The organism is Thalassospira sp. HF15 (genome assembly GCF_011806525.1).
Classification (GTDB): domain Bacteria; phylum Pseudomonadota; class Alphaproteobacteria; order Rhodospirillales; family Thalassospiraceae; genus Thalassospira.
The window spans coordinates 16,399-41,019 of record NZ_JAAVKI010000008.1; the positions used below are offsets into that span (position 1 = coordinate 16,399).

Annotated in this window: 18 protein-coding genes; 8 read left to right on the forward strand and 10 right to left on the reverse strand. The window is 54.1% G+C overall.

Annotated elements, in window-relative coordinates; all coding sequences use genetic code 11:
- Nucleotides 1–7: 7 nt before the first annotated feature.
- Nucleotides 8–595, reverse strand: coding sequence for a hypothetical protein (locus HED22_RS16970; protein ID WP_167724458.1), 588 nt, complete (start codon nucleotides 593–595; stop codon nucleotides 8–10).
- A gap of 315 nt (nucleotides 596–910) precedes the next feature.
- Here HED22_RS16970 and wecB point away from each other — a divergent pair, with 315 nt between their 5' ends.
- The 5 genes from wecB to HED22_RS16995 all read left to right on the forward strand — a co-directional run bounded on the left by wecB (nucleotide 911) and on the right by HED22_RS16995 (nucleotide 10,520).
- On the forward strand, nucleotides 911–2,008 hold the full coding sequence (wecB, locus tag HED22_RS16975) for a non-hydrolyzing UDP-N-acetylglucosamine 2-epimerase (protein WP_167724460.1): 1,098 nt from the start codon (nucleotides 911–913) through the stop codon (nucleotides 2,006–2,008).
- A 132-nt stretch (nucleotides 2,009–2,140) separates the two neighbouring features.
- A complete protein-coding gene (locus HED22_RS16980) occupies nucleotides 2,141–4,495 on the forward strand; it encodes an ATP-dependent helicase (RefSeq protein ID WP_217701907.1) in 2,355 nt (784 codons plus the stop codon).
- 75 nt (nucleotides 4,496–4,570) lie between these two features.
- Nucleotides 4,571–5,452 carry a 50S ribosomal protein L11 methyltransferase gene (locus HED22_RS16985; RefSeq protein WP_167724464.1) on the forward strand — a complete coding sequence of 294 codons (882 nt, stop codon included), beginning with the start codon at nucleotides 4,571–4,573 and terminating at the stop codon, nucleotides 5,450–5,452.
- A 363-nt stretch (nucleotides 5,453–5,815) separates the two neighbouring features.
- The gene (locus tag HED22_RS16990; RefSeq protein ID WP_167724466.1) at nucleotides 5,816–6,901 is read left to right on the forward strand and encodes an HD domain-containing phosphohydrolase; all 1,086 of its coding nucleotides are present in this window, start codon (nucleotides 5,816–5,818) and stop codon (nucleotides 6,899–6,901) included.
- Between the two features lie 19 nt (nucleotides 6,902–6,920).
- Nucleotides 6,921–10,520 carry a PAS domain S-box protein gene (locus HED22_RS16995; RefSeq protein ID WP_167724468.1) on the forward strand — a complete coding sequence of 1,200 codons (3,600 nt, stop codon included), beginning with the start codon at nucleotides 6,921–6,923 and terminating at the stop codon, nucleotides 10,518–10,520.
- A gap of 17 nt (nucleotides 10,521–10,537) precedes the next feature.
- Here HED22_RS16995 and HED22_RS17000 read toward each other — a convergent pair whose 3' ends face one another.
- Together HED22_RS17000 and HED22_RS17005 are read right to left on the reverse strand one after the other, a co-directional pair.
- Nucleotides 10,538–11,275, reverse strand: coding sequence for an SDR family oxidoreductase (locus tag HED22_RS17000; protein WP_167724470.1), 738 nt, complete (start codon nucleotides 11,273–11,275; stop codon nucleotides 10,538–10,540).
- 194 nt (nucleotides 11,276–11,469) lie between these two features.
- Nucleotides 11,470–11,661, reverse strand: coding sequence for a hypothetical protein (locus HED22_RS17005; protein ID WP_167724472.1), 192 nt, complete (start codon nucleotides 11,659–11,661; stop codon nucleotides 11,470–11,472).
- A 255-nt stretch (nucleotides 11,662–11,916) separates the two neighbouring features.
- Here HED22_RS17005 and HED22_RS19770 point away from each other — a divergent pair, with 255 nt between their 5' ends.
- Both HED22_RS19770 and mgrA read left to right on the forward strand, forming a co-directional pair.
- Complete coding sequence (locus tag HED22_RS19770) at nucleotides 11,917–13,941, forward strand: aminopeptidase P family protein (protein ID WP_167724475.1); 2,025 nt, start codon at nucleotides 11,917–11,919, stop codon at nucleotides 13,939–13,941.
- Nucleotides 13,942–14,101: 160 nt separating this feature from the next.
- A complete protein-coding gene (gene mgrA, locus HED22_RS17015) occupies nucleotides 14,102–15,154 on the forward strand; it encodes an L-glyceraldehyde 3-phosphate reductase (protein ID WP_167724477.1) in 1,053 nt (350 codons plus the stop codon).
- Between the two features lie 76 nt (nucleotides 15,155–15,230).
- On the opposite strand, the gene HED22_RS17020 is transcribed toward mgrA, so the two are convergent.
- The gene (locus tag HED22_RS17020; RefSeq protein ID WP_167724479.1) at nucleotides 15,231–16,136 is read right to left on the reverse strand and encodes a LysR family transcriptional regulator; all 906 of its coding nucleotides are present in this window, start codon (nucleotides 16,134–16,136) and stop codon (nucleotides 15,231–15,233) included.
- A gap of 141 nt (nucleotides 16,137–16,277) precedes the next feature.
- On the opposite strand from HED22_RS17020, the gene HED22_RS17025 reads away from it, so the two are divergent.
- Entirely contained in the window at nucleotides 16,278–17,315 is a 1,038-nt protein-coding gene (locus HED22_RS17025) for a DMT family transporter (RefSeq protein ID WP_167724481.1), read from the forward strand.
- A 12-nt stretch (nucleotides 17,316–17,327) separates the two neighbouring features.
- On the opposite strand, the gene HED22_RS17030 is transcribed toward HED22_RS17025, so the two are convergent.
- From HED22_RS17030 to lpxC, 6 genes are all read right to left on the reverse strand, one after another.
- Nucleotides 17,328–17,915 (reverse strand): thermonuclease family protein, encoded by a 588-nt coding sequence (locus tag HED22_RS17030; RefSeq protein WP_167724483.1) that lies wholly within the window; start codon nucleotides 17,913–17,915, stop codon nucleotides 17,328–17,330.
- Complete coding sequence (locus tag HED22_RS17035; protein WP_167724486.1) at nucleotides 17,887–18,279, reverse strand: hypothetical protein; 393 nt, start codon at nucleotides 18,277–18,279, stop codon at nucleotides 17,887–17,889. The genes HED22_RS17030 and HED22_RS17035 overlap by 29 nt, the downstream gene beginning before the upstream one ends.
- Nucleotides 18,280–18,306: 27 nt before the next feature.
- Nucleotides 18,307–20,406: an NAD-dependent DNA ligase LigA gene (gene ligA / locus HED22_RS17040; protein ID WP_167724487.1), complete on the reverse strand. Its 2,100-nt coding sequence runs from the start codon at nucleotides 20,404–20,406 to the stop codon at nucleotides 18,307–18,309.
- Nucleotides 20,407–20,455: 49 nt separating this feature from the next.
- On the reverse strand, nucleotides 20,456–22,126 hold the full coding sequence (gene recN / locus HED22_RS17045; protein WP_167724489.1) for a DNA repair protein RecN: 1,671 nt from the start codon (nucleotides 22,124–22,126) through the stop codon (nucleotides 20,456–20,458).
- Nucleotides 22,127–22,386: 260 nt separating this feature from the next.
- Complete coding sequence (locus tag HED22_RS17050) at nucleotides 22,387–23,211, reverse strand: outer membrane protein assembly factor BamD (RefSeq protein ID WP_167724491.1); 825 nt, start codon at nucleotides 23,209–23,211, stop codon at nucleotides 22,387–22,389.
- Nucleotides 23,212–23,434: 223 nt separating this feature from the next.
- On the reverse strand, nucleotides 23,435–24,403 hold the full coding sequence (gene lpxC, locus HED22_RS17055) for a UDP-3-O-acyl-N-acetylglucosamine deacetylase (RefSeq protein WP_167724494.1): 969 nt from the start codon (nucleotides 24,401–24,403) through the stop codon (nucleotides 23,435–23,437).
- Between the last annotated feature and the right edge of the window lie 218 nt (nucleotides 24,404–24,621).

Here is a 24,621-nt window from a genome sequence, read left to right on the forward strand (position 1 = left end):
GATGCTATCAGGCGGCCAATGCGGGTTGCTGTCGTGCTGGCTGACCAGACATGACCTGGGCTGCAACCCGGCTATCGAGACCGGCGACGTTTTCTGGAAGATCAGTTGCAGACTGTTGAGCTGCATCATCGATTTTCTGACGTTCTTGGCGTTTCTCAATCTCGGCCTTTTCGTTGTGTTTCTCGTCCTTTGTTGGCGGACTCAAACTGTCACGAAGGGCAGATTTGAATTCTTCCTCAGCATCCTGTTCAGCAAGTGCAGGATCATCCTTGGCTGGATCAGAATTCGACGAAACCACGTCATCGCCGGTATTGATACCGTTTGCACGGTCATTGGCTTTGACTGCGTCCATGGCAGCAGCAAAGCTTGATGACCCGCTTCCGATATCCTGAAATTCAAGCATGACGGACTGAACCGCGTCCGAAAGCTGGCTTTTGGAAGAACCACTTTCAGATCCGATTGCCGCGACGCTTGAAACAGGTGCAGCGCTACCTGCGCTAAAACCTTCGATACCTTCGTGTGCACCTGACCGTTCCACAGAACTGGCCCGGGTTGACATCGGCAACCCGTTACCCAATCCAAAAATAGTACTCATTTCGAGATACCTTTCTTATGGGATGCACAAAGCACAGCTGACACCGCGGCAATATCGCCGGGGTGTCAGGCATGCCTACCATCTGAGATCAAAGCAATTTTCAGACCATGGCTGTCGCAGTCGAGGGTTCGCAAATTACATGCAAAGAACGTTGGATACTGTGACCCGTATTCGAAGCGTTTCTTGCATCCTGCCTTTTGTGATCGGCGGTAAAAAATACCGATACCAAAGTGGGTTACCTGTATTTGATCTTATCTATTAGGCTATGGGAAGATGGCCGAGCTTTCCCAAAATCAGGACGCGTATCAGTAACAGATGAAACTCCACCTTATCGCCGGTGCCAGACCCAACTTCATGAAGATTGCCCCGTTGTGGCGCGGATTGATGAAGCATCCGGTAATCCGGCCGTCATTTGTTCATACGGTTCAGCAGTCCGATGAGGCGATGTCGTCGGCGATCTGGCGTGAACTTGGATTGCCGGACCCTGATCATGTGCTGAGCTGGAAACCGTCAGAAAATGGTGACCGGGTTGCGGAGATGATGCGGGCGTACGGGGTGCTTTGTGACACTCACAGACCAGACGCGGTTTTGGTCGTGGGGGATGTGAATTCATCATGCGCGGCAGCACTGGTTGCATCAGAAATGGGTATCCCTCTCGTGCATCTTGAGGCTGGTCTCAGGTGCTTTGATTCCACGATGCCAGAAGAGCAAAACCGCGTGGTGATAGATCACAGGGCTGATCTTTTGCTGACCTCATCAAAAGATGCGAACGAGAATCTGTTTGCCGAGGGGATATCGCCCGAGCAGATCAGATTGGTCGGCAATATCATGATCGACACGCTCGTGATGATGAAAACTCAGATCGCCCAAGAAGAAACGGCACGCAAGATCGGGCTCGTTAAGGGACGCTATGTTCTTGTGACGCTGCACAGACAAGGCAATGTCGATGATCCCGCACGTTTGAGGCAGATCTGCGCTGCTTTGACGGAACTCGCAGCAAGGTCTGATGTTTGTTTCGTGCTTCATCCCCGAACAGAAAAGCGTCTTTCGGCACTAGGTTTACTAGATGGCCTGCGCGCTGCAGGTGTGCGTTTGTTGCCGCCAATGGGGTATGTCGGATTTACAAGTTTGATGCAGGATGCGGGGGGCGTTGTTACTGATTCTGGTGGTGTACAGGAAGAAACCACCTGTCTTGGTGTGCCATGTCTGACGCTGCGCAACTCGACTGAGAGACCGATCACAATTACGCAGGGCACCAACGGCCTTGTTGAGGTTGATCGGATGATCGATGCGGTGATGTCCGCGCTATCTGCTTCCGATAGCCGTGTTTGTTTGCCCGCTGATATTCCGTTATGGGATGGAAAAACCAGTGAGCGTGTCATCCATGCTCTTGAAGACTTTCTACTGCCCTGAATCCGGCGGACAAAAGCGATCTTGCGGAAGGGTTGGTTGATGCAGGCAATGTGGTGCAGAATGTAAAAATATACCGGTCAAAATGGAACGAGACTGGCCCCGTCCACACAGAGTGATATATATGCTTGCATGATGGATGATCCCTTCGAAATTGATGAATTCGCCGCCAGTCCCGAAATGCGTCTGGCCGATGCAGCACCCCCGGCATATCTTGAGAATCTCAATGCCGAGCAGCGCGATGCTGTGGAATCCCTTGATGGACCTTTGCTGGTTCTGGCTGGGGCCGGAACCGGGAAAACGCGGGTTCTGACCACGCGTCTGGCGCATCTTCTGGAAACCAAGTCGCAGACAGAACGGCTACATCCGCAACAAATCCTTGCCGTGACCTTTACCAACCGTGCGGCAAAGGAAATGCAGGAACGTGTCGCACAGGCGCTAGGGCGCCCGGTTGAAGGATGGTGGCTGGGAACCTTCCATTCGCTTTCTGCCCGCTTGTTGCGCCGTCATGCCGATCTCATTGGGTTGCAGTCAAATTTCACCATCCTTGATAGCGATGATCAGATTCGCCTGCTTAAGCAGATCATGGATGCCGAACAGATTGATCCGAAAAAATGGCCGGCCAAGCAGCTGATGGGGATCATTCAGCGCTGGAAAGATAAAGGCCTGACGCCTGAACGGGTCAATGAAAGTGTCGAGTTCGCCAATGGCGGGGCCAAGCATCTTTACAAGATTTATCAGGAACGGCTGAAGGTTCTGAATGCCTGCGACTTCGGTGATCTGTTGCTGCATTGCCTGACCCTGTTCCAGCAGCACCCGGAAGTCCTGAAACAGTATCAAAATACCTTCCGCTATATTCTGGTTGATGAGTATCAGGATACCAACGTCGCGCAGTATCTTTGGTTGCGCGCGATGGCGATGGTCCATCGCAATATTTGCTGTGTTGGTGACGATGATCAGGCGATTTATAGCTGGCGCGGGGCCGAGGTCGGCAACATCCTGCGTTTTGAATCTGATTTTCCCGGTGCCAAGGTTGTACGCCTTGAACAGAATTATCGTTCTACCCCGCATATTCTGGCGGCTGCGTCCAAGCTGATCACGTTCAATGACGGTCGTTTGGGCAAGCAACTCTGGACCGAAATGGATACCGGTGAAAAGGTCTTTGTCAAAGGTGTCTGGGATGGCGAGGCCGAAGCACGCCTGATTGGCGAAGACATCGAAGACCTGCAACGCAAGGGTGTTGGCGCATCGCAGATTGCCATTCTTGTGCGTGCCGGTTTCCAGACCCGTGAGTTTGAAGAACGGCTGATCACACTTGGCATTCCCTATCGTGTTGTCGGTGGCCCGCGCTTTTATGAGCGTCAGGAAATCCGTGATGCGCTGGCCTATATCCGACTTGTTGCCCAGCCTGAAGACAGTCTGGCCTTTGAGCGGATTGTCAATGTGCCCAAGCGCGGTGTTGGCAAGGCAACGCTTCAGACGTTGCATCAATATTCGCGCGATCAGGCGATCTCGCTTCCGGCGGCCGCGCGCGATCTGATTGATACTGAAGAACTCAAGCCCAAGATGCGCCAAAGCATCGGTGGGCTTCTGGGGGATTTCAAACGCTGGCGCGAAATGCTGGCCAATAGCAGCCATGTCGAGGTGGTCGAAACCGTCCTTGATGAAAGCGGCTATACCGACATGTGGCGGACATCCAAGGAAATTGATGCGCCGGGCCGTCTTGAAAACCTGAAAGAACTTGTCTCCGCGATTGGCGAGTTTGAAAACCTGACCAGCTTCCTTGAACACGTGTCGCTGGTGATGGAAAACGCGCAGAACGATCATGAGGAAAAAGTCACGATCATGACCCTGCATGCGGCCAAGGGGCTTGAGTTTGACTATGTCTTCTTGCCCGGCTGGGAAGAGGGCGTGTTTCCCCATCAGCGCGCCATGGATGAAAGCGGGGTCAAGGGGCTTGAGGAAGAGCGTCGTCTGGCCTATGTCGGCATTACCCGGGCGCGCAAGCGTGCGACCATCTGTTATGCAGCTAACCGGCGCATCTATAACCAGTGGCAATCGGCCCTGCCATCGCGCTTTGTCGATGAGTTGCCCGATGAGCATATCGAACGCAGCAGCGATACGGGGCTTGGCGGCCATGGTGGCAACCATTCGCCGGGGGCATGGGGTGCCGATGACTGGATGAAAATGCCAAGTTGGGCCAGTGACGGTGCACCGGACCGCAACAAGACATTGGGGGCCGGGGATCGCAAATTTGCCTCAAGCGGTTGGCAGGATCGCGTGCGCAAGAACGTCATTGATGTGAAGCCCGATGGCGAAGTCAGTTACTCCACCAGTTCGAAATCATCGAAATACAAGGTGGGCGATACGGTGCGTCATCGGAAGTTCGGATCGGGAACGGTGCGTGCGGTGGATGGCAACAAGCTGGAAATCCATTTCGAAACTGTCGGCACCAAGAAAGTGGTCGACAGCTTCATTCTGCCGGGGTAAGCCCCAGCCAACCGTTTCGGATGACCGATTTAACCGGGCAGAGCGTATCCGCCGCCCACACTAGTGAGAAGCGATATGACCGAACCCGTCCTTTGCTATAACTTCAAGTTCGAAGTTGATGGCGCCTATGCGCAAGTATTTGCCGATGCATTGTTTGATTACTGTGATGCGCTTTCGCATTTCGAACGTGATGGTGATCCATCCGCACCATGGCGGGTTGAAGGTTTTTCCGGCGAAATGTTTGACAAGGGTGCGGTGGAAACCGCGGTTTCGATCATGGCATCTGCGGTGGGCATTGAAACGCCAACCGTGACTTTTGGCACCTATGAGCCAAAAGACTGGGTTGGTGAAAACCTGCGTAGCTTTAAGCCGATCTCCGTCGGGCGCTTTTTCGTGCATGGCTCTCACTGGGACGAGGATCTCCCGGTCGCTAAAACCGCGTTGCAGGTTGATGCCGGTTTGGCATTCGGGTCAGGTGAACATCAGACCACCAAAGGCTGTCTGGCGGCAATCGACTGGTTGGCAAAACGTGGCCCGCGCTACAATGCCCTTGATATGGGGTGTGGGTCGGGCATTCTGGGTATGGCATGTGCCAAAACCTGGCGTTGCCCGGTAATGATGGCTGATATTGATGCTGCATCTGTGCGGGTCGCACGCGAAAATGCCAAAACCAACAAGGTCGCCGATCTCGTTACCGCCATTAATTCAAATGGTTTTCAGGATTCACGCATTGCCGATGGCGGTTATTACGACATTGTTTGCGCCAACATCCTAGCCCGACCACTGCGCGGGATGGCACATGATTTGACCAATACACTTTCGGAAGGCGGTGTGGTGATCCTGTCGGGGCTTCTGGCGCATCAGGAACAGTTTGTTCTTTCTGCCTATCGTGAAGTCGGTTTGTCTCTGGTTAACCGTTTCAAGGTCGAAAACTGGACGACACTGGTCGTTGGCTAACGCATAGCAATTTAAAATCAAACGATTTTCGCGGCTGCCCTTCGAGTATGACGGGCAGCCGTTTTTTGTTGTGAATTCCGATCAATATCGGTTCAGAACGCATTCTGCTCCTTCTGCCTTGTCGCATTCGATTCGCGCTGTGATTCGGATATAGGGATCCGATGCACAGCGAAAGCAGAACTTCCCGCTCCGTTTGCAATCAAGGGTTTCCTCCGAAATTTCCAAGAGATACCAAGGGATGAACCCGTCTGGCAGCTTGAAATCCTCTCCGCCATCTTTTGCGTATATTGCAATATACAATACCAACGGATAGGTTTGTTCTATTCGCTGGTAGTATCTCGTAGCAAATAGGGGGGAGACGGATTGAGCGAGCTTGAACACCGCATTCTCGTTGTTGATGACGAGCCGCCTATTCGAAAACTGCTGGCGCGTATTCTTGAGCGAGCCGGATTTGATGTGGTGACCGCATCTGACGGAATTGAGGCACTCGAAAAAGTAAGAATGGATGCATCTCTGCGACTAGTGGTGTCCGATCTGCGTATGCCAAATTGTGGTGGGCTTGAATTCGTCAAACGGGCGATCAATGAATACAAGCGGGACTTCGAGTTCATTCTTTTGACCGGAGATGGCGACAAGTCCGATGCGGTTACGGCATTGCGTCTCGGTGTGCGCGAATTCTTGGACAAACCGATCGAACGGGCTGATCTTGAACGTGCTGCTTTGGATGCGCAGGCGCGATTGCTTGCGCGTGATCAGGAGGTTGAGCGGGTTCGCAAGCTTGAACTTGAAAATATCAGCCAGTCAAAGACCCTTGATGACATCACCCGCAAGCTGGGCGGTGCCGAACAGGAAATGATCGACCGCCTGAGCCTGATTTCGCAGTACAGGGATATTGAAACTGCCGAGCATTGCGTGCGTGTCGGCTTGTACTCGCAATTGCTGGCCGATATGGCTGGATTGGATCAGGATGTTCAGCGCACGATCCGACTGGCCGGTATTCTTCATGACATCGGCAAGGTGGGGGTGCCCGATGAAGTGCTCCTTAAAAACGGCAAGCTGACCGACGAAGAATTCAAAATCATGCAGCGCCATACCGAAATCGGTTTTGCCATGCTGAACGCCTCGGACAATCCGGTTCTGGAACAGGCCGCAACGATTGCCCGCTATCATCATGAACATTGGGAAGGGTCGGGATATTGTGCAGGACTTTCTGGTTCTGACATCCCGATCATCGCGCGAATTGTCTCGTTGGCTGATGTCTATGACGCGCTACGCAGTGCGCGACGCTACAAGCCATCCTACGAACACCTTGAGGCCGTCGAAATCATTGCCAAAGGTGATGATCGTACATCCCCCGAGATGTTTGACCCCATGCTTCTGGGGCTTTTTGTCGAAAATCACAGCCGCTTTGAAAGCATCTATAACAGTATGCCCGACCAGTTGGTCTGACAAGGGAACCAGAAAGCCGATGCCCCAGAGACTAAACGCCATTTTGGGTCAGACCAAAAACCGCACTGCGGATTTTATGCTTCTTGTCATGTCGGTCGGGGGGCTTCCTGCAGTTGTTGCGTCCATGTTGCGTGAAGCAAGTCAGCGTTCGATGGTGATCGAGGCCCTTCATCTTGTGGTGTTTGTCGGGGTTTTCGTCTGCCTTTTGATGCGCAAGCGTATCAAAACCGAAACCAAGTCACTTGTGATCATGGCGGCAATGACGAGCATGTCGTTGCTATATATCGTCAAATTCTCTCCCGCCAGCGGTATGGCGATGATGATTGTTGCAACCGTGCTTGTCGCACTGCTTTGGTCGCTGAGGATTACGGTGCGATACGCAGCGTTCTGTTTCCTGGCGATCATTGGCGTCGGGCTGGTACGGGTCTTTGAACTTGATGGTGGCCTGATCACCGATAGCGGGACGGTCCCCCATACCTTACCTGTCTGGGGATCTGTTCTTTTCGGATACACTTGGATGACTGCATCCATTGTTGTCGGTATCGTCTGGATGCGACAGGCACTTCTGCAGATGAGTGTCGATCAACTGCGTTCGCAGAACGAACTGATGTCGGGCAAAAAGTTCCTCGAGCAAATCCGCGAGAGCGCGTCGGAAGTTGCCAATCATTTTTCATCCCTTGATCGCATTGAAAATGCCTCCTTCCGACCGACACTTAAACGTTTTGCGCATCTGATGAATTGCGAGCGAACGAGCCTTTGGCTGCAGAAAGAAGATGGCGATGTCGAATGCGTTGGCTTGTTTGATGCCAATAACCCTGATGCCAAGCATGATGGCATGCTTCTGAAACGAGCCGAATTGCCGCGATATTTCTCAGCCCTTGAGACAGGGCAGATTCTGGACGCGGATAACGCTGTAGAAGATCCACGCACCTCAGAGCTGAAAGATTCCTATCTTATTCCGATGAATATCAAGGCGATCCTTGATGTTTCGCTGATCTCGGCGGCGGGTCGCATGGGAATTCTGTGTTTTGAGTCTGTCGGACGTACCAGATCCTGGCGTCCTGATGAGATCGTCTTTGCCCATATGGCAGGTGGCTTGTTGGCAGCAGCGGCAGGCATGAAAAACGTCATGGAAGCCAATGACGAACTTAGTTTCTCTCGCCGCCGCTTTGAGGCGGTCGCCAATTACACGTATGGCTGGGAAAGCTGGATCGCACCGGATGGCAAACTGATTTGGGTAAATCCCGGAATTGAACGTGTTCTGGGATACACGGTCGATGAATGTATGGCGCTTGACGACTATCCGCTGTCCTTGGTTTCAGCAGAGGATCGCGATCGGGTTCGCCACTATATCAATGAGGGGCTTGATGGTCTTTCCGGTAGTGATCGCGAATTCTATGGCGTTCACAAGGATGGTCGAAAAGTCGGTATCGATATTTCCTGGCAACCGATTGCTGATTGTGACGGCGGCAACATGGGGGTTCGGATAAGCTGTCGCGACATTACCGAACGCATCAAGCATCGCCATGATCTTGAGGTCGCCAAAGGTGATCTGGAGGCGAACCAAAGGCGTCTTCGAGCACATTTCAACAATGCGAAAATCGGTGTGTTTTATTGGACGCCTGATAGAACGATTATTGAGGTCAATGAAACCGCTTGTCAGTTGTTTGGCTATGGCGCAGACGAAATTGTTGGCAAGAAGCTGGAGCTTTTGATTCCAGAGGAAGATCGCGGGCGACTGAGTACCTTGATCAAGCGGATCATGGAGACGAAAAACAGCGTCAATAATCGGTTCGAGAATGTCAAAGCGGATGGGAGTCGTATCATCTGCGAATGGTATGAAAGCCCGATCTTTGATGCCAATGGTAAGCTGGATTGTATCGCCAGTTTCGCATTGGATATTACCGAGCGCGAGCGCCATCAGGGTACGCTGGAATCGATTTACCGCGGGATCAAATATCAGGTTGGGACCGGGTTTTTTGAGAATCTGACAAAGGTTCTGTGCGAAACGCTTGATATGTCCTTTTGCCATATTGCCGAGATCGTCGGCGACAGGGTGAAGTCAGTTGCCTATTACTCTCCCGATAAAGGCCGTGGGGGGCTTGATTTTGCCTTGGCGGGTTCAGCTGCTGAACGCGTCCTGAAGGAAGGACTTTTTGTCTGCAAGAACAACTTCCAAAGCGTCATGCATGACGTCAGCAGGGTTACCGATATTGATGTCGTTGGGTATGTCGGCGCAGCCCTTTATGACAGCGACGGAAACCCGATTGGTATTCTGGTGACGGTCTCGGACAAGCCAATTGGCGATCCCGATCTGGCGCAGTCAATTGTCGAGGTTTTTGCATCGCGTGCATCTGCCGAACTTCAACGTCTGCAGTCCGACCGCAAACGTGAAAAACTTGAACAGCAACTTCGTCATTCCCAGCGGATGGAAACAATGGGTGTTCTGGCTGGCGGTATTGCGCATGATTTCAACAATATCCTGCAACCGATCAGTGGATATGCAGAGTTACTCTATACAGATCTGCCTGAAGATTCTCCGCTGCGTGATGATGTTATGGAAATTCGTCAGGGCGCGGATCGTGCACGGGACCTTGTACGCCAAATCCTTGCGTTCAGCAGGAATTCAGAAACAGAAAGGTCCCCGATTGATGTCGGCTCCATGATCACGGGAACTGTTCGTTTCGCCCGTGGTTCTCTGCCATCGAGTGTTTCGATCAGTGTTGAACTGGGTGATGAAACAATGACGGTGATGGGCAACGCTACGCAGCTTGACCAGTGCCTAATGAACCTGATCACCAACGCCTATCATGCTGTTGGCGATCAGGGGGAAATCCGTGTCAAGGCCAGCCGTTTCGAGGTCACCGAAGATAGTCTGGAAATGCATCCTCTGTTGGCATCGGGGCGCTATATTCAGATCAGTGTCGTGGATAACGGGGTTGGCATGGAGCCGGAAACGGCCAAGAAGATCTTTGACCCGTTCTTTACCACCAAGGAACCTGGCAAGGGTACGGGCCTTGGTTTGTCGACCGTGCACGGAATTGTGGCGGGTCACAAAGGTGAAGTTTCTGTCTATAGCCGGTTGGGACAGGGCACGCGCTTTTCCATCCTGTTGCCAGAACATGATCGCGAAGTCATCGATGAGACACGCGATGCCCGCAGCCTGTTGGCAAGTGCTGGCGGGCACCTTGCTGTCGTTGATGATGAGGAAAAGAACCTTAAGCTATGTGCCCGCATGCTGGAGCGTATCGGGTATTCCGTCGAAACCTTTAACGACGCTGCCAAGGCGCTTGAGGCACTTACCGCACGAGGTGCGAATTTTGACGGTCTTCTGACCGATCAGACAATGCCCGGCATGACCGGTCAGAAATTGACCGAGAAACTTCGCGAAGCTGGCAACAACATCCCCGTCGTCGTCATGACCGGTTATGCCTCGGACGAGGCGACGGCGTCTTTCAAGGCACTTGGTGTTTCGCGTATTCTATCCAAGCCGCTCGACATCATGGAGTTGCATGATGGCTTGGCCGCTGTGTTCAATGAGGACAACGAAGCCGGGAAGTTGGCAACCGACCCTGCAGAGTTGTCAGATGCTGATATCGACGCCAAACCGGTTGAGTAACCAACAGCGAAGATCCCTTATCGTCCGCCTGACACGTCGAGGATGCTGCCTGTAACGTAGGACGCGTCAGAGGAAATAAGCCAGAAGATGCTTTTGGCGACTTCTTCTGGGGCACCGGTGCGTCCCAGTGGGCACATTGGGCCCAGTTCAGTAATCCGTTCGGGGCGACCGTTGTTGGCATGAATGGCGGTTTCGATAATGCCCGGGCGCACGGCGTTGACGCGAATGCCCTTTGGGCCGAGTTCCTTGGCAAGACCAACCGTCAAAGTATCCATCGCGCCCTTTGAACCAGCATAATCAATATATTCATCTGGCGATCCAAGCTTTGCAGCCACGGATGAAACATTAACGATCGCCGTACCGGAATGGAGGGTTCGCGCAGCTTCACGTGCGACCAGATAGGCACCAAGCACGTTGGTATCAAATACGTCCTTCATGCGTTCAATATCCATATCGGCAAGTGTGCTTTGCGGGGCAACGATACCAGCATTGTTGACGACACCCTCAATCCCACCGAACCGCTCGCGTGCGGCCGCAAACAAGGCAATGACATCGCCCTCGTCGCGGACATCGCATTTGCGGGCCATAGCGTTACCAGTTAATCCGGTCCGTTCACACATCGCACAGGTTTCGGCGGCGCTGTCCTGATTGCCGACAAAACTCAGCGCAACATTCCAGCCCTTGGATGCGAACAAGACGGCGGTTGCCCGTCCGATGCCACGCGATCCACCGGTAATCAGAACTGTCTTGGCCATTTCCACTCCGCATCTCGATTTATTGTTTGGGGCACTATGACGCGCAAGGTCGGGACCGGTCAAAAAGAAACGGCCCTGCTGTGGAGAAGCAGGGCCGTTTCAGAGGGAAAAAGACAAAAATGCCGCAAGGATCATGAACCGTGATCCTGCGCGTCGTCATTTGATGTCAGACCAACCCGGGCGGGATTGATCCGTTATTCCTTATCCTTGGCATCTTGCGGACGGCTTGTAACCCGGTCCGCAATGTCGTCTGCCAAATGGGCAGGGCCTGTATCAAGACCGAGCGCAGCTTTTTGACCCAGGGTCAGGCGCTCAAGGCCGTCATAGGCCGTCTGGCGACGACGAGATTGTATGACGCTCAAGGCAGTAATAGGAAAACGGATCACCGTTCATGGTCTCCAGCAAATTGACGTCCCGACGGGCCATCTTTTTGTCACGGACCTGTAATACGTTAAGCTTTGACTAATGTGCATTGCGAACCTTGCAACGCATTCATTCGCGCTATGCATGCACTGGTATTTCCGGAGTCAAAAATGGCGTAGCATGCCGATGTGATGTTTGACGCTTGCGCGATGTCGGCACTAACCCTTACATAAGTCATAGCGCCCGCCCGATGCCCCACACGAATTAAGAGGACCTTCATGGCCATTTCCGGTGATGCTCAACTTGCCAAACTGCTCGAAGCCGCCAATGTCGACAAGGATGTTAGCGCTGTCATCGACCTGATCGATGGTGTTCTGGCCGCAGCCGAAGGCAGCACGCGAGAAGACTGGATTGATCTGATTTGCCAATCTCCGGATGACGAATTGCGTGCCGAATTGCTGGCACTGCGTGACGAACGCAAGACACTTTTCAAAATGGCCAAGGATGATTTCGATGCACCAGGTCGTCTTGATGCCTTGCGGACCTATCTGGCAGCCAAGGGGGTTGATGGCTTTGTTGTCCCGCGTGCGGACGAACATCAGGGTGAAAATGTTCCGGCCCGCGCAGAACGTCTGGCATGGTTGACCGGCTTTACCGGATCAGCCGGGGCTGCGGTTGTCTTGCGTGACAAGGCTGCAGTTTTTGTTGACGGTCGCTACACCATTCAGGTTCGTCAGCAAGTCAATCGTGATCTGTTTGAATATCGCCACCTGGTCGAGGAGCCGGTGGTGGGGTGGTTGCATGACAGTCTGAATCCCGGGGAAAAACTGGCCTATGATCCATTGCTTCATACCGTGCAGCAGGCCAATCATTTGAGGTCTGCCTGTGAGGCCGCCGGGGCAGAACTGGTTGCCATCGATACCAACCCGATTGATGCCATTTGGCATGCCCAGCCGCATCTGCCGCTGGGGCCGGTGCGACCGCACCCGATGGAATATGCCGGTAAATCCAGTTTCGAAAAACGTACCCAGGTTGCTGAAATCTTGTCGCGCATTTCATGTGACAGCGCCATTTTGTCGGCCCCTGACAGCATTGCATGGCTTTTGAACATCCGCGGCGCAGATGTGCCGCAGACGCCACTTGCTCTTGGCTATGCGATCATTTACGGGGATGCTTCGGTCGATCTTTTCATGGATGAACGAAAAGTTGCGGCTGAAACCGTTGCATGGCTGTCTGGCGAAGCAAACTTGCGTGCACCGGGGGAGCTTGCCGATGCCTTGCAGGCGATGGGAAATCAGTCCGTGCGTCTTGATGAAGCTACGGCCGCTGACTGGTTGCGCATGCAACTGTCCGAGGCCGGTGCAATCGTGCGCGTCGGGCGTGATCCGGTCGCCATTCCCAAGGCGTGCAAGAACGAGGTCGAACTCGAAGGATCACGCAAGGCCCACAAACGCGACGGCGAGAAAATCATTCGTTATTTCAAGTGGCTCGATGAATCTGCTGTTAACGGCGATATTGATGAGCGCGCGGCTGCGGACATGTTGCTGTCGATGCGTACCGAAGATCCGTTGTTCCGCGATTCCAGTTTTGAAACCATTCCCGGCAGCGGTCCGAACGGCGCACTTTGCCATTACCGGAACACACCAGAGACCAACCGCAACCTGAGCCCAGGCGAGATTTTTCTGATTGATTCCGGTGCGCAGTACCTTGATGGCACCACCGATATCACGAGAACGACCGTGATTGGCGAACCAACACAGGAACATCGTGACCGTTTTACCCGCGTGCTTAAGGGGCATATCGCACTGGCCCGCGCTGTCTTCCCGGTTGGCACGACCGGCCAGCAGCTTGATACGCTTGCGCGCATGCCGCTTTGGGAAGCCGGACTTGATTTTGACCATGGTACCGGTCACGGCGTTGGCAGTTACCTTGGTGTGCATGAAGGGCCGCAACGCATTTCCAAGGCCCCGAACAAGGTGGCGCTTAAACCGGGCATGATCGTTTCAAACGAGCCGGGTTTTTATAAGGAAGGGGAATATGGCATCCGGATCGAGAACCTGATCGCGGTGATCGAAATTGATGCCCCCATCGGGGCGGACCGCAAGATGCTTGGCTTTGAGACACTGACCTTCTCGCCGATTGAGCGCAAGCTGATCGATCCGGAACTGATGACGAAGGACGAGTTGCAGTGGTTTAACGATTACCACGCACAGGTCTATGCGATGTATGCCGATGATCTTGATGACGACCATCGTGAATGGCTGCAAAACGCGACCGCGCCGATCAAAAAGAAATCTGACTGATTTCTGCGGGTGAAGTCCATTTACCTGACAAAGGGCCGCGTCGGTAATTCGACGCGGCTTTTTGCCCCGGCGCTGACAAACAGGATTGAATGCCGTAAGAAGATGGCATTGGATCGATTCAAGGAAAGCGGCAAACCGCTTCTGAAAGCAGGAGGAACATATGGCTGAAGTCGAAGCCCAATGGATGGCAAATCCCGACCGCTACAACGACGAAAACTGGAACCGTTGTGGGCATAGCGGATTGCTTTTGCCGAAAATCACACTTGGTCTGTGGCAGAATTTCGGTGGCGTGGATGTTTATGAAACCCAGCGCGCCATGATCCGTCGTGCCTTTGATCGCGGCGTGTTTCATTTCGATCTTGCCAACAACTACGGCCCGCCGCCGGGCTCGGCCGAAGAAAACTTTGGCAAGGTTCTGGCACAAGACCTTAAAAGCCATCGTGATGAATTGGTGATTTCGACCAAGGCGGGCTATCGCATGTGGCCGGGACCGTTTGGCGAATGGGGATCACGCAAATACCTGATTTCGAGCCTGGATCAAAGCCTGAGGCGGATGGGGCTCGACTATGTCGATATCTTCTATTCGCACCGGGTTGATCCCAACACGCCGCTTGCGGAAACCATGGGCGCACTTGATCAGATCGTGCGTTCGGGCAAGGCGCTGTATGTCGGGATTTCGTCCTACTCACCGGAAATGACCCGCGAAGCGCATGCAATCCTCAAAGACATGGGGACTCCGTGCGTTATCCATCAGCCGTCCTATTCGATGGTCAATCGCTGGGTCGAGGACGGCCTGCTTGATACCTTGTCAGAGCTTGGCATGGGCTGCATTGCCTTTTCGCCGCTGGCCCAAGGGCTTTTGACCAACAAGTATCTGAACGGTGTACCGGAAGATTCCCGTGCCGCACTGGAAGGATCGTTCCAGCCGGGCATGTTGTCGGACGAAAACCTTGATCGCGTTCGCGCGCTCAATGAAATCGCGAAACGACGTGGGCAGACCTTGGCGCAGATGGCAATTGCCTGGGTGCTGCGCCGTCCAGAGGTTACCTCTGCACTGATCGGGGCGCGCCATGTCCAGCAGCTCGATAACAGCCTTGATGCGCTCAATAACCTTGAATTCAGCGCCGACGAATTGGCAGAGATCGACAAATATGCCGGTGATGCTGGCATCAACCTTTGGCAGAAGTCCTCAGACAGTCAGGCACCCGTCTGATCAGGGGGCCCGTTTGATGATGAAAACCCCGGCCGGAACATGATCCGGTCGGGGTTTTTGTTTAAGGCAAGTCAGCCTATTGATTGGCCATCGGGACAGTTCCGGCAAGATCACGCAAAGTATCCACTACTGCCTTGCCGCCGGCACTCAGCGGGCGGTCATGGAGCCAGGACAGCATAACCTTGCGCGACAGTTCCGGGTTCGTGATCCGTCGTGCCATCAGGCGTCCGGTGGAAAGTTCCTGTACCAGCGAACTGCGCGGCAGGACAGTGTGCCCGACGTTGCGCGTCACGAGGTCGACCAGCACACGAAGGGCATCGGCCTCTACCACCGGGGTGAGCGGACGTCCGGCCCGAAATGCGGCTTCTTGCATCATGGCGCGCAGTCCGTGCTTGTTGGTTGGCATGATCAGGGGCAGGGACAGGACATCCTCATAGGCGATTTCGGTTTCCTGTTCGCCTACCTGGGACGGATGGGAAATCAGAAACAGGTCTTCGCGCCAGAGCGGTTCGGCATGAAGGCTACGCGAAATCATGCCGTCATGAAGAATGCCGATATCAAGCCGCCCTGAAAGCAAGCCTTCCTGCACATCTCCAGTCAGGTCTTCGGCAACTGTCACATTCAGATCAGGGTAACGATCACGCAGGGTTTCAACCAACGCACCGGTAATTACGATCCCCGCACTTGGTGGCACGCCAACATGGACGTGACCGGTGACCTGACTGCTGCGGGCAGAAAGATCAGCCTCCAGCCGTGCAAGGTCAGCCAGGATGACACGCGCCCGTTCGGCAAGCATCTGCCCCGCCTCTGTCAGTTTGACGCCGCGACCGGTGCGTTCCAGCAGTTTGGTATCAAGGGTCTCTTCAAGCAGATTAAGCTGCCGACTGAGCGCAGGCTGCGACAGGTTCAGGCGCTCTGCCGCGCGCGACAGGCTTCCAAGTTCTGCAATGTGGACAAAGCTTCTGAGCTGTTTGATATCCATGCGTCGCGTTCCTGCGCAGGGTTACTGCGTTGATAAGATAAACAGATATAGCCAAAGCTGATATCTGATAGCAATTAATTCGAATTGAATAATGGCAGTTTGCGGGTGACTATGGCAACCACGAGAGGATCGGAGAAACTCATGACGCCACCATCGTCACCTTCAGAACCCAAGCAACAGACTGCTCTGCCAGCAGACACCGACGTGTCTGCTCCGTCAGTCGTGCCTTCTGTGTCGCCGGCGGGCTCTGCCCTGACCATTGTCTTGTTGGCAACGGTTGCCTTGGCCATGAAAGGGCTTCTGGCAAAGTTTGTCTATGCCACAGGCATGACAGTGGATGGCCTGTTGTTGTTGCGGTTTCTGATTGCCATGCCGTTCTTTTGGCTGGGTGTGGTTCTATTTGGCAAGAACCGACCCGGTGAACGCAGGATGAGACCGGTTGACTTGGCTTGGGGCGGACTTTATGGCGGGATGTTCTTCTTGGCAGCCCTGTTTGATTTTACCGCCGTTTCGCTGATTGATGTCACGGTCTCGCGGATTGTGTTGTTCACGTTCCCGGCGGTCGTAATGATCCTGGAGGCGCTCCACAAGCGGCGATTCCCGCCCTTGCGGCAGATTGTTTGCTTTGTCGTAACCTATGTCGGGCTGGTTCTGGTTTTGGCCCCTGACGGGTTTGGCGAAGTGTCGGATAGCTTGTGGTACGGCGCGGCGTGGGCGTTTGGCTCTGCACTGACCTATGCGATTTATCTCTATTTCGGGCAGCGTATGATTACGGTCATAGGATCCATGCATTTTGCAGCGCTGATCAACACCATGGCGGGCATTTGCATGGTGATTTATGAACTGGTTGCCCAGAACGCGCTCAATTTGAACCTCGCGGGTATCCTGTGGACCGCAGGAATTTCCATTTTTTGCACGGTCATTCCGTTCTTCTTGCTGTATGAGGGCATCCGAAGGGTCGGGGCAACGCAGGCGTCGTTGATTTCACTGTCAGGCCCGGCCATGACATTCTTTGCCGCCTGGCTTTTCCTTGGCGAGATGCTGACAATTCCGCAGTTGATCGGGTTTGTGGTGGTTACGGCAGGTGTGGCTTCGCTCAAAAATAGTTTCACCCTGGCAGGGTTGGGCAGGTTGATGGCGCGCCCGTTTGCGTCGTCTGGCGGACCGTCGCAACGTTAAGAGGTTTGGCTTTTAATCGTCGCGTTGCCAGCGGCGGATTTCAATTTCATGTTCCGGCAGGCGCTCGCCGCGTCGCCATTTGAGCGGATCGATAAAATCGCCGGCCCAAACGCCGTTCCGTGCCTGGCGGGCCTGATTTTCATAGGCTTCGTATTCCGGCATCTGATCAGGACGTGCAACTGCCATCCCGCGCAAGATCAGGCTTTGGCCGATATCAACCCCGTTGGCATTGCGACAGACGGCCATGTTCCGGTGATATCGGTTCTTGCCGCGCACTTCGCAGGTGATCGGGGTGGCAACCAGAAGGTTTGTTGTTAGCTGCCATGCCTCGGCCCCGCAGGCGGTACTTTGACCATTCACCAGGCATTTCTGAAACCGGTTCATCGCATCTGCACCCCACAAATCGACCCGCCGGAAACCAAACTCAAGGGTGTCGGCGTCAATCGCGCGTGCACGACCTGACAGGGTGTCAAAGTCCGGATCAGCCTTTGATAAGCCGGGAATGCAGCCCAGCATCAGGGCAAGACCAAGTCTGATCAGGTATTGGGGAAGGGCGGGCACCATGCGGGCCTCAATACAGGTCGCTGTATCTGATTTCATCAAGTTGCGCGAAGATAACTTTCCACTGATCATCCTGTTTGAGCAGCGCAAAGGCATAGTCGCAATCAAAAATCAGGTTGTTGTCCGAATTGCCAAAGCGGAAAGATACAATCGCACGCGCGCCACCGGGCAGGGCGGAATGCTGTTCAACGACCATGGATTTGGCCATGGCAAGGTCGGCGTTTTTCAGTTCTTCGAAAAACGACTGGTGATACTTGTGCAGGTCTGAAGAGTTCGCAATCGCCTGAACACCGGACAAGTCGTTGATCAGACACGGGAAGTGGAAGAAGTCATCAAGCGCGTTGTCTTCAAGCTTGAGATGGGCGTCGACATAACGGCGAAAGAAATTTCCAAGGTCTTCCATCAGCACACTTCCCCAGTAAGAACATTTTTATTCAGCAGCGATCAGATCAAGCCATCCTTGTTCATCAAGAACTGTAACACCTAATTCTTCTGCTTTCTTTAATTTGGAGCCTGCGCCCGGTCCCGCAACCAGATAATCGGTTTTTGCCGAAACAGAACCCGCCACCTTTGCGCCAAGGCTTTCAGCTTTGACCTTGGCTTCGTTGCGTGAAAACAGCTCAAGCTTGCCCGTGAAGACGACGGTCTTACCGTTGACCGGATTGTCACTGACGGTGGGCGCTTCGACATCGGTGATGGTCAAAAGATCTTGGAGATCATCAAGGACTTCACGATTGTGATCTTCGGCCATGAATTCAATCAGGTCCTTGGCAACACCCGGACCAATCTGATCGATATTGATCAGTTCGCGCAGGGCTTCGCTGTCAGCCTCGTTTGCTGCGACCATGGCACTGCGCCATTCGCCCAGTGAGCCATAGTGACGCGCCAGAAGCTTGGCGGTGGCTTGCCCGATCTGGCGAATGCCAAGGGCATAGATGAACCGGTCCAGACCAATGGTGCGGCGTTCATTGACGCCATCAAACAGCTTGGCGGCGGATTTATCGCCCCAACCTTCAAGCTTGCGGATGGCATCGCCATGATCGCTTTCGAGGCGGAAAATATCGCCAGGCGACTTCAGCCAGCCCAATTCAAAGAACGCCTCGACATTTTTGGCGCCGAGCCCGTCAATATCAAAGGCGTTGCGCGATACGAAATGCTTCAGGCGTTCAACCGCCTGTGCCGGGCAAATCAGGCCACCGGTACACCGCGTGACGGCTTCGCCTTCTTCGCGCATGGCGTGACTGCCGCACTTCGGGCAGGTGTCGGGGAACTGATATTCGGTCGTGTCTTCCGGGCGCTCATCGCGGATGACTTCAACCACCTGCGGGATGACATCACCGGCACGTTGAATAACAACCATGTCACCGACCCGAACACCAAGGCGTTCGATCTCGTCGCGGTTATGAAGGGTGGCATTCGAAACCACGACACCACCAACCGTGACGGGCTCCAGCCGCGCGACCGGCGTCAATGCGCCGGTACGACCGACCTGGACTTCAATCGCGTTCAAACGTGTGCGGGCTTTTTCAGCCGGGAATTTATGCGCGATCGCCCAACGCGGTGACCGGCTGACAAAACCAAGTCGAAGCTGAAGTTCGAAGTCATTGACCTTATAGACGATGCCATCAATGTCGTAATCAAGATCGGGGCGTTGTGTGCCCAATTCGTCATAGAACGCTATGATGTCATCGGCGTCATGCAGCAAGCGGGTCAGTGGATTGGTAACAAAGCCCCATCCTTCAACCTTGTGCAGGAAATCCCATTGGGTCTGGGCAAGGCTTTCGGACAACTCGCCAAAGCTGTAGGCAAAGAAACGAAGCGGGCGCTTGGCACTGATCGATGGATCCAGCTGGCGGAGTGACCCGGCCGCCGCATTGCGCGGATTGGCAAAGGTTTTGCCGCCGGTTTCGGCCTGGGTTGCGTTCAGTTTCTGGAACGCCGAACGCGCCATATAGACCTCGCCACGGATTTCGACCACATCGGGTGCGTCATCGGGCAGGGTTTTGGGGATGTCGTCAATATGGGCGACATTGGCAGTCACGTCTTCGCCCTCTGACCCGTCACCACGGGTGGCAGCGGTGACAAGTTTGCGGTTCTCGTAGCGCAGCGACAGGGACAGGCCATCGATTTTCGGTTCGCCGACCACTTCAACCGGGCTATGCGCTGTCAGGTTCAGGAAGCGGCGAATACGCGCAAGAAAATCAACAATGTCCTCGCGCGAAAACGCATTGCCCAGCGACAGCATCGGGCGGGCATGTTTGACCTTGGCAAATCCTTCTGCCGGGGCGGCACCGACGTCCTGTGTCGGGCTGTTTTTCTTAAGCGTCGGATAATGCGATTCAAGTTCGATCAGGCGATTGAACAGCGCGTCATAGGTCGCATCCGAAACCAGCGGGTCGTCATTGACGTGATAGGCCTCGTTGTAAGACCGGATACGTTCGGAAATTTCCGCATGCTGTTTGCGCGCCTCGGTGCTGGACGCTGGCAGTTCGGGTAGATCGGACATGTTTGACGCGTGTTCGGCGCTCATATTCTTTTTGTTCCGTATTCAAGGTTGGGCCGACATGTTGGCGTCGGGATCAATTGGGTTGTTCAAGCAGGCTGTCGGCCGCCGCGCGGGCCTCGGCGGTCACGGAATGCCCGGCCAGCATACGGGCGATTTCCTCGCGCCGTGCCCCGTCAACAAGCGCATCCACACGTGTGACCATGGTGCCGTCTGCCTCGCGCTTGGCGATATAAAAATGCGTGCGGCCGCGTGCGGCAACCTGTGGACTGTGGGTGATGACCAGGATCTGGCGTTCCTTTGCCAAAAGATGCAGACGCTGACCAATGGCGGCGGCTGTTGCCCCACCGACGCCACTGTCGACTTCGTCAAACACCAGACTTGGGACAGCGGAAACCCGTGCGAGCACGACTTTAAGGGCCAGCAAGAAGCGTGAAAGCTCGCCACCCGATGCGATCTTGTTCAAGGCGCCGGGCGGGCTTCCTGGGTTGGTTGCGACGGTAAACTGTACCCGGTCGATACCGTCCTGGCCCCAGTCGGCTTCTTCAAGTTCTGCGATATCGGTGACAAAGCGCGCCTTCTCCATGCGAAGCGGTGGCAGCTCGGCATTAATTGCGCCATCAAGCTTGGCCGCGGCTTCCTGGCGGGCAGCATGCAGCTTTTCGCCTGCTTCGATATAGGCTTTGCGATGCTGGTCAACCGCGACGGTCAGGCGCGACAGTTCCTTTTCACCGAATTCAAGCTGATCAATCTGGGACCGGAAATCTTTCATCAAGGCATTCAGCCCGTCGACGGGAACATTATATTTGCGGGCCGCAGCGCGCAGGGCGAACAGGCGTTCCTCGACATTTTCCTGATGGCCGGTATCAAGGTTAAGATCCGCAAGGGTCGCCGAGATTGATCGGCTGGCCTCTTCAAGTTCGATGGCTGCACGATCAAGGGCCTCGATGATCGGCTCAAACCGGCCATCTGCCTTTTCAAGTTCGCGTTCCAGGCAGCGCTGGGCACTACGAAGCGCACTTTCTGCCCCCTTGCCGCGTAATAGTTCGGATCCCGCATCATTAAGGGCCGCAACCAGCTTTTCGCCATGCATCAGGAACTGGCGTTCTTCGGCAAGGCGTTCTTCCTCACCTTCTTCGGGGGCGAGCTTTTCAAGCTCATCCACGGCATGACGCAGCCACTCTTCTTCCTCGCGCGCCTTATCGATGCGCGCCCGCGCAGCATTGAGTTCCTTTTGCGTTTCCCGCCAGGCGCGCCAGTGATCGCGCACGGTCATCGCAAGGGTGCCGAGATTGCCATGGGCGTCAAGCGTCGCACGGTGGGTTGTCGGGTCCAGCAATCCGTGTTGGTCAAACTGGCCCTGAATTTCAACGCAGTAATTGCCAACATCGCGAAGCAAACCAACCGAAACGGACTGATCATTTACGTAGGCACGTGACCGACCATCAGATGTCACCACGCGTCGGACGACAAGGTCTTCGCCTTCTAGGTCGATGTCCTGATCGGAAAGCAACGCGAAAACGGGATGTCCCTGCGGCAGATTAAAGGTCGCCGTGACACTGCACTTGTCGCAACCATGGCGAACAAGGCCACTGTCGGCGCGCGCGCCCAATGCAAGTCCGAGTGAGTCAAGCAGGATCGATTTCCCGGCACCGGTTTCACCCGTGAGCACACTAAGCCCATCGTGAAAATCGAGATCCAGTTTGTCGATAAGGACTACATTCCGAATGCTGAGGCGTCGAAGCATTGCTGGGTACTGATGTTGTTAACGGAGCAGCAGACAGGTACAGCCAAACTTGTTGTTGAATTTGCAGAGTGCCCAATCCCGCACTGCCTTGCAAGCTTTGCGACGGCGAAACAACTTTCAATCCAGTCGTGACAACAATGTTTGGTCAAAGTGCAGTGATTTCAGATGCTAACCGCAAGTTGTTCTATTTTTGTTCTATATTGTCGCAAGGCTGGTTGTCAAGCAAACCGTTGGAATTGCGAAGGTTCGTCTATCTGAACTCAGAACAGGCTGGAGATGGAGTTTTTCGTTGAATCCCACCAGCTTTCCCCTTCACGCTCTGGGGCTTCTTCGCCCAGCATGAGGCTATAGGATTCGCTGTAATATTCGCTGCCTGGGAAGTTGTGGCCAAGCACGGCTGCAGTGCGTTTTGCCTCGCCTTCCAGACCAAGCGAAAGATAGCATTCGGTCAGGCGTGCAAGGGCCTCTGGCACGTGGGTGGTGGTCTGATAGTTTTCGATCACGGATTTGAAGCGGTTGATCGCGGCCAGATATTCGTTGCGGTCCTGATAATAACGCCCGACATCCATTTCCTTGCCGGCAAGGTGGTCGACCGTAAGGTCCTTTTTCAACTTTGCATCGCGGGCATATTTGCTATCGGGGAAACGGCGGATAACGTCATCAAGCGCGTCCATCGCGTGCTGGGTCATCTGCTGATCACGGCCGACGTCGGAAATCTGTTCGTAATAGGACAGCGCCTTGAGGTAGTAGGCATAAGGCACATCCGGGTTCGCCGGATGGAGCGAGATGAAGCGATCCAGTGCATTGATCGCATCGTCATACTCGTTGTCCTGATAATAGGCATAGGCCGACATCAAGGTCGCCTTGGTCGCCCAGACCGAATAGGGGTGCTGGCGTTCCACTTCGTCAAACGCCTCGGCTGCCTGCTTGTACTCCTTGGCGTCAAGCAGGTCCTGCGCGCCATTATACAGCTCGGAAACCGGACGTTCGACATATTCCGGTGCCTCATTGCTTGAACATGCCGCAAGCATTAGCGACAGGCCGAAAGTGGCAATGAGATGCTTGGCGCGAACGGTACTTAGCACTGTGACGTATCCTCGAAATTTGTGACGCACTCACCGGAAAATTCGCCGGACTATATCATGTGAAGGGCGTGCTTGGGCAAGTAGTTGTGTCGCCATTTGTCGACTTTTATTCGATGTTGAATGCTTTGACCCTGATCAGCAATCACAAAACATGGGCCAGAAACAACAATGGCGACCATGAAGGTCGCCATTGTTGTAATTCAAATGCCAAACTTGCCTGTTCTCAGGCGGTGGCAAGAACCGGTTCGGAGACACCGCGCAGGGACGCCTTGGACAGCGGAACAACCCGGTAGGCGCTTTCATCAGCCAGCAAGGCCTGCAGCAGCAGGTTGTTGACGTGGTGACCCGATTTGTAGGCCGTGACCTTGCCCTGAAGTTGCTTGCCCGCAGTGTAAAGATCGCCAAGTGCATCAAGGATCTTGTGGCGGACAAATTCGTCTTCGTAGCGCAGGCCTTCCTCATTCATGACTTCGTCACCGGAAAGAACAACAGCGTTATCAAGTGATCCGCCACGTGCCAGACCGGCAGAGCGCATGGCTTCGACTTCGTGCAGGAAACCAAAGGTGCGTGCACGCGAAATATCAGCAACAAACACGCCATCATCGAATTTTACCGACATCCGCTGGTTGGCGATGGCTTTGCTGGCGAAATCAATTTCGAAATCAATTTCGAAGCCGTTGGCCGGCTCGACCCGGGCGGTACAACCGTTATATTCGACTTCAACCGCTTTGAGGACTTCAATGACCTGACGCGGGGCATCAAGTTCTTCGATGCCAACACAATCAATCAGGAAATTAAACGGCGCAGAGCTGCCATCCATGACCGGAACTTCGTCGGCATCGATATCAATCAGAACGTTATCAATGCGTGATCCGGCAAGGGCGGCCATAAGATGTTCGATGGTGCCAATCTTGATGCCCTTGGACGCATCGCCAAGGCAAGTGCAAAGACGGGTATCAATCACACGATCGTAACGTGCCGGAAATAGCGGCTGGTCATCCAGGTCCGTGCGGCGAAATACGATGCCATGATCAGTAGGTGCGGGGTGCAAGGTGATGCGGATCTTCTGACCTGAATGCAAACCGACACCGGCACACCCGATGGAGGCTTTCAATGTGCGCTGGGCCACATAACCGTCGCCGGACATACCTGTCTGCGAGATAGCAGAACCAAGATCGGCAATATTGTTCACAGGAACCCCCAAATCAGGTCAGTCAGTTTATAATCAATCACAGTCAAAGCATGTTTAAGGCCATTTTCAAATCCATCGGCCCCTGCTTTGTTAGTTTCAGACATTACTGATGATTGAACAATCACTCAAATCACTCTTTGTTACGCTTTGTAAACTTCGTAGAAATCTGAAATTAAACAATAAAATCTAGTTTCGTCTTGCGATTTAGGTGCTGTGCC